Origin of the sequence: Enterococcus sp. S183_ASV_20, assembly GCF_018919685.1 — a bacterium.
Classification (GTDB): domain Bacteria; phylum Bacillota; class Bacilli; order Lactobacillales; family Enterococcaceae; genus Enterococcus; species Enterococcus faecalis.
Window position 1 is genome coordinate 1 of sequence record NZ_JAHLRI010000079.1, and the last position, 8519, is coordinate 8519.

Sequence of the window (8519 nt, forward strand, 5' to 3'; positions counted from 1 at the left end):
AAAGCCAAACGAGTTTTAGGCTGGCAACCAGAAGTAACTGAGGTCAAGGACATTATCGCCACCGCTTGGCAATGGCACCAAGCTCATCCACATGGGTATCAAGAAAAGTAATAGGAGGAATGAATCGATGACCACGAGTCAAATGATTGCCGATTTTACCACACTTGCTATTCAAGCAGGTGGTTGGATGGAATTGGATCGCTTATATCTTCAGAACCGTTTATTATCAATGATTGGTGAACAAGAATTAGGCGAAGTAGACATACGGCCTGTGGCAACACCCGCCGCTGATTTGGCGGAACAATTGTGTCAAATTGCGAGTGCCAACCAACTTGTAAAAACAGAGCAACAAAAAGAACAGTTCATGGTGCAATTGATGGATTTGTTGACACCGCCACCTTCTGTGGTTAATGCTTTTTTTGCACAACATTATGCCAAAGAGCCACAAGAGGCTACCGAGTATTTTTACCAACTTTGTCAAAAAAACGGTACGGTCATTGAACAGGAAGAACCTGTTGTTTTTTCAACAGTCTATGGTGATTTTTTAGCAAATAAGGTCCACAGTGAGGCGTCAAAAGCAACGCTCTCTGCACAAAGCTATCCCCGCTGTGAATGGTGCATGGCAACAGAAGGCTACCAGGGAAGTCAGCAATTTCCTGCGACTACGAATCATCGAGTGATTCGAATGAACTTAGATGGCGAAAGTTGGGGGTTTTCCTTTGTAAAACAGGCACAATATCAGCAACAAGGTGTGATTGCGTTTGAAAAACATCAGGCAGCGAAACGTTCAGTTAAGACTTTTCAGCAATTGTTGAAAATTGTTGAGGTCTTTCCTCATTATTTTGCTGGGATTGATGCTGACTTTGAACAAAATGAGCATGTCTATTATCAAACGGGTTTGCAACAATTTCCATTAGCCGAAGCGAGCATTTCAGAATATGTTGAGTTAGCTAACTATCCTTTAATCAACGCAGGAATGGTGAATTGGCCAGTTGCGACATTTCGCCTAGAGGGACCGAATGCGTCAGAAGTTGCCCAAGCCGCAAATGATATTTTTGAGCAATGGCAAATGCTAAAACTGCCAACGGATGAGATACAAATCGTTGCCCGACGAAAAGAACTTTTATATGTCATGGACTTAATTTTTAGTCGACCTCAAGCAAAGCCTTCGTTAACGTTAGCAGAAGTCCAAGGTTTAACGACTTGGAGCAATCAGAAAACGCAGGCGCTTGAAACTGTCGCTTCAGCGTATCAACAGCGACTAAAAGAAGCCAGTGCGTTTGCAGAAACAAGTGAAGGAAAAGCGGCTTTTTTAGCAATGGTTGCACCAGTGACTCGTTAAAAGAAAAAAGATGCCGAATGATTAAAAATCACGTATAATAGATAAGAATGAAAAATAAGGGAGGGTAAAAAATGGCTTATCAAGCACTTTATCGGGTCTGGCGTTCACAACGTTTCGATGACGTAGTAGGACAAAAAGCAATTACTCAGACACTGAAAAATGCGATAGTGCAAAAGAAAACATCTCATGCCTATTTATTTACTGGCCCTCGTGGTACAGGTAAAACCAGTGCCGCAAAAATTTTCGCTAAAGCGATTAACTGTAAACATAGTCAAGATGGTGAACCTTGTAATGTTTGTGAAACCTGTGTAGCCATTACGGAAGGTCGTTTAAATGATGTCATTGAAATTGATGCGGCGAGTAATAATGGCGTGGAAGAAATCCGTGATATTCGTGATAAAGCAAAGTATGCACCGACACAAGCCGAGTACAAAGTTTATATTATTGATGAAGTTCATATGCTATCAACAGGCGCGTTCAATGCACTTTTAAAAACCTTGGAAGAACCACCACAAAATGTTATTTTTATCTTAGCAACGACTGAACCACACAAGATTCCGTTAACGATTATCTCACGGACGCAACGCTTTGATTTTAAGCGAATTAGTACGCAAGATATCGTCGATCATATGGCCCATATCATGCAGGAAATGGCTCTCGATTATGAGGAACAAGCCCTTTATGTGATTGGACGTGCTGCGGAAGGTGGGATGCGAGATGCCTTGAGTATCTTGGATCAAACGATTTCATTTAGTGATGAAAAAGTAACACTGGAAGATGCAATGCAAGTGACAGGCAGCCTAACCTATGAAATGATGGATCATTATATTCAGTGTTGTGTCGCCGGTGATGTTGAACGAGCATTAGAAGGCTTGGAAAGTATTTTAGGCGAAGGCAAAGAAGCGCGCCGTTTCTTAGAAGATTTGTTATTATATTGTCGAGATTTACTGATGTATCAGCAAGCACCGAAGTTATTAGCAGAAAAAGCAGGAACTTTGACAGAAGCATTTAAGGAACTAGCTACACAAACGCCTGCTGAAAAAATCTACCAACTAATCCAAATTTTAAGTGACACACAAAATGAGATCCGCTTTACCAACAATGCGAATATCTATCTGGAAGTAGCCACTGTCAAATTAGCTAAAACGGTGCAACCCAATAAACACAACACGCCAGAAACAGCTAATCAAGGTGGTAGTGCAGAGGGAAATCCAGAATTAGCAGATTTACAAAATCAAATCGGGCAACTGAAGAAAGAACTGGCTGAATTAAAGAAACACGGTGTAACTGCCAAAGAAGCAGATGCGCCACGTCAACAAGCACGACCACAAGCGCCAAAAAGTTCGTTCCGTGTACCCACAGAACGGGTATATCAAGTTTTAAACGAAGCGACGAGAACACATTTAATGAATGTGAAAAATGTCTGGGAAGACTTACTGCAAACATTATCTGTGACTCAACGAGCGATGCTAAAGGCTAGTGAACCTGTCGCAGCAAGTCCTAAGGGGATCGTGGTGGCATTTGACTATGAGATTGTTTGTGCTCGTGCAACAGACGATGAAGAGATGCAGTTAGCTTTCAATAATAATTTAAGCCGTTTGATGGACTATACACCAGAGATGGTCTGCATTACTAGAGAAAGCTGGCCAAAACTAAGACAAAGTTTTATTAACCAAAATCAGGGCAGTTTGAATCATTCTGAACCTGAAAATGAAATGGCTCGTCTAGCGGACGAACCGCCTGTAATAAATGAACATTCACAAGAAAATCCAGTAGTAGATGAAGCAATCGCTATGTTTGGTGAAGAGCTTGTCGAAGTACTAGATGATTAATACGAAGGAGTAGAGGAATTATGATGCGAGGAATGGGCAACATGCAAGGCATGATGAAACAAGTACAAAAAATGCAAAAAGAAATGGCTAAAGCGCAAGAAGCGCTAAATGAAAAAGAATTTATCGGTGAAGCAACCAATCAACTTGTGACAGCGACCTTTACTGGTGATCGCACAATGAAAGATTTGACCATTAAAGAAGACGTGGTTGATCCTGAAGACGTTGATATGTTACAAGATTTAGTCATTATGGCTGTCAACGATGCGTTAGTAAAAATTGAAAAAGAAACCGAAGCAACTTTAGGTAAATACACCAAAGGAATGCCAGGATTCTAAAAATAAGACAAACGAGAGTATGAAAAACGTCATGCCCAAAAAATCGAACTTTTTGGGCATGACGTTTTTTCTGTTTTTGTGGGAAAACTCTTTGGCAATTTTAGTAGTCGCTTCCAAAAAACTATGCTATACTAAAGCCAATTGAAGAGAAACATTTGGGGTGCTATTAGCTGAGATTATACCCATGGAACCTGAAACAGTTAGGACTGGCGCAGGGAAATGTCTTGAAATTTTGACCGATTATTGCACCCAACTACGTTTATTTGTGGTTGGGTTTTTCTGTCTTTTTCAGTCGCGCCTCCTTTTGCTTCTCGCAGAAAGGAGTTTTTTTACGTGGAAAAAAATCGAATCCACAGAGTTACGTTACTGGCTTTAATGATTGCGATGGACGTTGTATTATCGCCGTTAATGCGAATTGAGGGAATGGCCCCTATGTCCAGTGTCATGAACATTATTGCCGGAGTTTTATTAGGTCCTCTTTACGGAACGCTCATGGCACTTGTCTGCGGCTTAATCCGTATGACATTCTTAGGTATTCCGCCATTAGCGTTAACAGGTGCCGTTTTTGGCGCGTTTTTTGCTGGTTTATTTTATCAATGGGGACAAAAATTAGGCTGGTCGATGCTAGGGGAAATTTTTGGGACAGGCATCATTGGCTCGTTATTGTCCTATCCTGTAATGGTTTGGTTTACTGGCAGTAAGCAGAATTTTTATTGGTTCATTTATACACCACGATTTATTGGTGCCACACTGATTGGTTCAGTGATTGCTTGGCTTGTCTTAGTAAAACTGAAAGAAACTCGGGTATTTAAACAAACACAGGAATTATTTTTAGGAGGGTACTTTTATGAAAACAAGCGTTAAGTTTGAAACGATTTTTCCACTGACAACGGCACCATTAATTCAGTGCATTACGAATGAAATTACGTGTGAATCTATGGCGAATGCATTACTTTATATTGATGCTAAGCCCATTATGGCAGATGATCCACGGGAATTTCCGCAGTTGTTTCAGCAAACCAGTGCTTTGGTTTTGAATTTAGGCCATTTATCACAAGAACGAGAGCAAAGCTTGTTAGCAGCTAGTGATTATGCTCGGCAAGTGACTAAACCGACCGTAGTCGATTTAGTCGGTTATGGCGCCAGTGATATTCGGAGTGAAGTCGGGGAAAAGCTGGTGCACAATCAGCCAACCGTTGTGAAAGGGAATCTTTCAGAAATGCGGACTTTTTGCCAGTTGGTGAGTCATGGCCGAGGAGTGGATGGCAGCCCTTTGGATCAAAGTGAAGAAGCAATTGAGGAGCTGATTCAAGCTTTACGTCAACAAACACAAAAGTTTCCCCAGACGGTATTTTTAGCAACAGGGATTCAAGATGTTTTGGTTAGCCAAGAGCAAGTGATTGTCTTACAAAATGGCGTGCCTGAGTTGGATTGTTTCACTGGCACGGGCGATTTAGTCGGCGCATTAGTTGCCGCTTTATTAGGTGAAGGCAACGCGCCAATGACTGCGGCAGTAGCCGCAGTGAGCTATTTTAATCTTTGCGGAGAAAAAGCCAAGACTAAGAGCCAAGGGCTGGCCGATTTTCGCCAAAATACGTTAAATCAGTTATCTCTTTTAATGAAGGAGAAGGATTGGTTTGAGGCGGTGAAAGGACGAGTGCTATGAGAGAGCAATTGAAAGTTTATTTGGTGACAGGCCGGTATGATTTTAGTGATACTGAATTTTTAAAACGAATTGAAACTGCTTGTCGCAGTGGAGTGACATTGGTCCAACTGCGCGAAAAGGAAGTGTCAACACGGCGCTTTTACGAATTAGCAGTGAAAGTTAAAGCGGTAACAGATGCGTATCAGATTCCGTTGATTATTAATGATCGTGTCGATATTTGCTTGGCAGTGGATGCGGCAGGTGTGCATATAGGGGATGATGAATTACCGGTTGCTCTTGTGCGAAAACTGGTTGGGTCCACAAAAATCGTAGGTGTTTCAGCCAAAACGGTGGCACGAGGAGTTGAAGCGGAAAACGAGGGCGCCGATTATTTAGGCGTGGGCGCAATTTTCCCCACAACAACTAAGGACAGTCCGTTAACTTCTTTGCAGACACTTTCTGAAATTGCTGCAGCAGTCACGATTCCTGTTGTAGCGATTGGTGGAATCAAAGAAGAAAATATAGAACAACTTATGGGAACGGGAGTGGCTGGTGTTTCACTGGTCAGTGAAATTATGCTGGCTGAACAGATAACCGAGAAAGTTCAAGGGTTGATGCGTGTAACGGAGCGAATGTTGGAGGCGAGAAAATGACCGAATATAATTTGACCCCACAAGTAGTCACGATTGCTGGTTCTGATTCTGGTGGGGGAGCTGGCATGCAAGCAGATTTAAAAACATTTCAAGCGCGGCAGGCATTTGGCTTAAATATTGTCATTGCATTGACGGCACAAAATACGTATGGCGTGCAAGATAGCTTACCGATTCCTAGTTCATTTATTGATGCACAATTTCAATCACTGGCGGCTGATTTTAAAATTGGGGCAGCGAAAACGGGGATGTTAGCAGATAGTGAGCGTGTCGAAGCTGTTGTTCGCAATTTGCAGAAAGTTGATTTTGGTCCGTTGATTGTCGATCCTGTAATGGTGGCTAAAGGTGGACATCATTTGTTAGAAGCCGAGGCAGTTCAAACGATTAAAGAGCAACTGTTGCCATTAGCAACGGTCGTGACACCTAATTTACCAGAAGCGGAAGTTTTACTAGAGACGACCATCAAGACAGAGCAAGAAATGCAGACCGCAGCAAAAAAATTACAACAATTGGGCACAAAAAATATTATTATGAAAGGCGGACATAGCACAAATCAACAAGCGGCTGATTATGTGTTAATGGAAGACGGTTCGAGCTTTTGGCTAAGTGCACCACGAATTGTAACGAAAAATACTCATGGAACAGGAGATACTTTTTCAGCGTGTATCGCAGCCGAATTAGCAAAAGGTACGCCGTTAGAAGCGGCGATTGTGATTGGCAAACAGTTTATACAAGGGGCCATTAGCCAAGCAATTTCTGTTGGACATGGCCACGGACCCACTAATCATTGGGCCCAATTAACGCAAGATATTCAAGTTATTAAAGCATAAGAAGATCCTGGGGAAAAATCATTTTAGATTTTTCCCCAGGATCTTAAATAGCTTAAAGCTCTTTTTTGATATAGTTTATAAACGTTTTATTCACTAATCTTCACATTTTAAATAAATTTCTTGGCCTTGTTCTTGCAAATGAGCCACGTGGGACTCTCCCCAATTACATAAGTTATCTAAGACAGCAGAGAGGCTTTGACCATAATCGCTTAAATAATATTCGACTTTTGGTGGAACTTGGTTGTAAACTTTCCGCTCGATAATGTTGTCTTCTTCGAGTTCCCGTAATTGTTGTGTCAGCATTTTTTGACTAATGCCAGTAATACCGCGTTTTAAATCGCTGGGGCGCATGGCACCGTGCCGTAAATTACACAGAATAATTGGTTTCCATTTGCCGCCAATAACATCCATCGTTGCTTCGACACCAATCGCATATGTACGAGTTTCCAAAAAACATTCCTCCTTAATAGGTTGATAATAAACAAAAGTTACTAAAAGGTACCTATGATACAAAAAAGTAGGTACTTATCAAAATTTCAATCTTAGTATATAGTAATTTTTGTTGAAATTCAAATGTTTTTTAGGAGGAAGAGAATGGAAAAGAAAATTTCACCAAATTTAACGCTCTTTGCATTAGCTATCAATGCTTTCGCAATCGGTTCAACAGAATTTATTAGTGTGGGTTTATTACCAATGATTGTTAAAAGTTTTCATATTAGTCTTTCCCAAGCAGGTTTGACTGTTTCTTTATACGCTTTAGGTGTGACGATTGGGGCGCCGTTATTAACAATTTTGACAGGAAAATGGAATCGTCGCTCATTAATGCTGGGGATTATGCTTCTTTTCATTAGTGGGAATTTAATTGCTGCGTTTGCGCCAACGTTTATTATTTTATTGGTAGGGCGGATACTTTCTGCATTGGCGCATGGCATTTTCATGTCTGTTTCGACTGTCATCGCCGCAGATGTTGTGCCGCCATCACGTCGAGCCAGTGCCATTGCTATTATGTTTACGGGCTTAACGGTTGCAACAGTGACTGGCGTACCTTTAGGGACGTTTATTGGGCAACAAACAGCTTGGCATATGTCCTTTCTTTTTATAGCCAGTATTGGCTTGGTGGGACTGATTGCTAGTTATTTTTTAGTTCCCAAAAATTTACCGATACCAGGGAAGGTTGACTTAAAAGGAATCACGCGGATTTTTACGAACAAACCCCTCGTTTTCTCTTTTCTAATTACTGCTTTTGGTTATGGTGGAACGTTTGCTGCATATACGTACTTGTCACCGTTATTGGAAAATTTAGGCTTTTCAGCCAACGCGGTAGTGATTATTTTAGTTGTTTATGGCGTAATGGTCGCAATTGGCAATACAGTAGGTGGTCACTGGGCAAATAAAAAACCTTTAGATTCGTTAGTAAAAATGTTTAGCTTATTAATTCTGTCCTTAGTCTTTTTATTTATTACTGTTTTAATGGATAACAGTCTTCTAGGCTTATTAGCAAGTTTGATGTTGGGTCTATTTGCCTTTATGAATGTACCTGGTTTACAACTATATGTTGTAGAATTAGCGGAAAAGTATGTTCCAGAAGATATCACTTTGGCCTCAGCTTTTAATATTGCAGCCTTTAATATTGGGATTACCGTTGGCTCAATGACAGGTGGGGTGGTCACAGATCATTTATCAGTAACATATACACCGATTTTTGGTGGTTTTATCGTGCTAATTGCTGTCTTGTTCGTACTTTATATTCGGAAGCAAGAAGAACAAAAAAACAACTATCTTTAGAAAACTAAAAAAGCAGCTGGTTATGAGCCGACCCCCAAAAGTTAGACCTAGAAATCTAACTTTTGGAGGTTTTTTTGTATGGCAAAATACAGTTTTGAAT

The 8519-nt window shown here is 40.9% G+C and carries 9 protein-coding genes, 1 pseudogene and 1 riboswitch; of the genes and pseudogenes, 9 read left to right on the plus strand and 1 reads right to left on the minus strand.

Annotation, left to right across the window (positions count from 1 at the left end; genetic code table 11):
• The 8 genes and pseudogenes from KQI94_RS16830 to thiD form a co-directional block, all read left to right on the plus strand.
• Window positions 1-111 (plus strand): annotated as a pseudogene (locus KQI94_RS16830) (UDP-glucose 4-epimerase); the annotation flags it as partial.
• The gene (locus KQI94_RS14455) at window positions 92-1342 is read left to right on the plus strand and encodes a UDP-glucose--hexose-1-phosphate uridylyltransferase (protein WP_002368789.1); all 1251 of its coding nucleotides are present in this window, start codon (window positions 92-94) and stop codon (window positions 1340-1342) included. The pseudogene KQI94_RS16830 and the gene KQI94_RS14455, both read left to right, overlap by 20 nt.
• A 71-nt stretch (window positions 1343-1413) precedes the next feature.
• The gene (gene dnaX / locus KQI94_RS14460) at window positions 1414-3174 is read left to right on the plus strand and encodes a DNA polymerase III subunit gamma/tau (protein WP_002368790.1); all 1761 of its coding nucleotides are present in this window, start codon (window positions 1414-1416) and stop codon (window positions 3172-3174) included.
• 20 nt (window positions 3175-3194) lie between these two features.
• A complete protein-coding gene (locus KQI94_RS14465) occupies window positions 3195-3509 on the plus strand; it encodes a YbaB/EbfC family nucleoid-associated protein (RefSeq protein WP_002382484.1) in 315 nt (104 codons plus the stop codon).
• A 146-nt stretch (window positions 3510-3655) separates the two neighbouring features.
• Window positions 3656-3744, plus strand: a riboswitch (TPP riboswitch).
• A gap of 140 nt (window positions 3745-3884) precedes the next feature.
• Window positions 3885-4373, plus strand: coding sequence for an energy coupling factor transporter S component ThiW (gene thiW, locus KQI94_RS14470; protein WP_002356342.1), 489 nt, complete (start codon window positions 3885-3887; stop codon window positions 4371-4373).
• Window positions 4357-5175 carry a hydroxyethylthiazole kinase gene (locus tag KQI94_RS14475; RefSeq protein ID WP_002368793.1) on the plus strand — a complete coding sequence of 273 codons (819 nt, stop codon included), beginning with the start codon at window positions 4357-4359 and terminating at the stop codon, window positions 5173-5175. The genes thiW and KQI94_RS14475 overlap by 17 nt, the downstream gene beginning before the upstream one ends.
• On the plus strand, window positions 5172-5807 hold the full coding sequence (gene thiE / locus KQI94_RS14480; protein WP_002368794.1) for a thiamine phosphate synthase: 636 nt from the start codon (window positions 5172-5174) through the stop codon (window positions 5805-5807). The genes KQI94_RS14475 and thiE overlap by 4 nt, the downstream gene beginning before the upstream one ends.
• Complete coding sequence (thiD, locus tag KQI94_RS14485; protein ID WP_002362487.1) at window positions 5804-6634, plus strand: bifunctional hydroxymethylpyrimidine kinase/phosphomethylpyrimidine kinase; 831 nt, start codon at window positions 5804-5806, stop codon at window positions 6632-6634. Before thiE ends, thiD begins: the two co-directional genes overlap by 4 nt.
• Window positions 6635-6727: 93 nt before the next feature.
• Here the strand turns inward: thiD and KQI94_RS14490 are convergent, their stop codons facing one another.
• Window positions 6728-7084 (minus strand): helix-turn-helix domain-containing protein, encoded by a 357-nt coding sequence (locus KQI94_RS14490; RefSeq protein WP_002356348.1) that lies wholly within the window; start codon window positions 7082-7084, stop codon window positions 6728-6730.
• A 144-nt stretch (window positions 7085-7228) separates the two neighbouring features.
• Between KQI94_RS14490 and KQI94_RS14495 the strand changes: the two genes are divergently transcribed.
• Window positions 7229-8419, plus strand: coding sequence for an MFS transporter (locus KQI94_RS14495; protein WP_002359426.1), 1191 nt, complete (start codon window positions 7229-7231; stop codon window positions 8417-8419).
• Window positions 8420-8519: the final 100 nt, after the last annotated feature.

Bases quoted from the DNA above. Each gene is read 5' to 3' on its own strand.
- thiW (WP_002356342.1), top strand. From the start codon at position 3,885: ATGATTGCGATGGACGTTGTATTATCGCCGTTAATGCGAATTGAGGGA.
- dnaX (WP_002368790.1), top strand. From the start codon at position 1,414: ATGGCTTATCAAGCACTTTATCGGGTCTGGCGTTCACAACGTTTCGAT.
- KQI94_RS14455 (WP_002368789.1), top strand. From the start codon at position 92: ATGGGTATCAAGAAAAGTAATAGGAGGAATGAATCGATGACCACGAGT.
- KQI94_RS14475 (WP_002368793.1), top strand. From the start codon at position 4,357: ATGAAAACAAGCGTTAAGTTTGAAACGATTTTTCCACTGACAACGGCA.
- KQI94_RS14465 (WP_002382484.1), top strand. From the start codon at position 3,195: ATGATGCGAGGAATGGGCAACATGCAAGGCATGATGAAACAAGTACAA.
- thiD (WP_002362487.1), top strand. From the start codon at position 5,804: ATGACCGAATATAATTTGACCCCACAAGTAGTCACGATTGCTGGTTCT.
- KQI94_RS14495 (WP_002359426.1), top strand. From the start codon at position 7,229: ATGGAAAAGAAAATTTCACCAAATTTAACGCTCTTTGCATTAGCTATC.
- thiE (WP_002368794.1), top strand. From the start codon at position 5,172: ATGAGAGAGCAATTGAAAGTTTATTTGGTGACAGGCCGGTATGATTTT.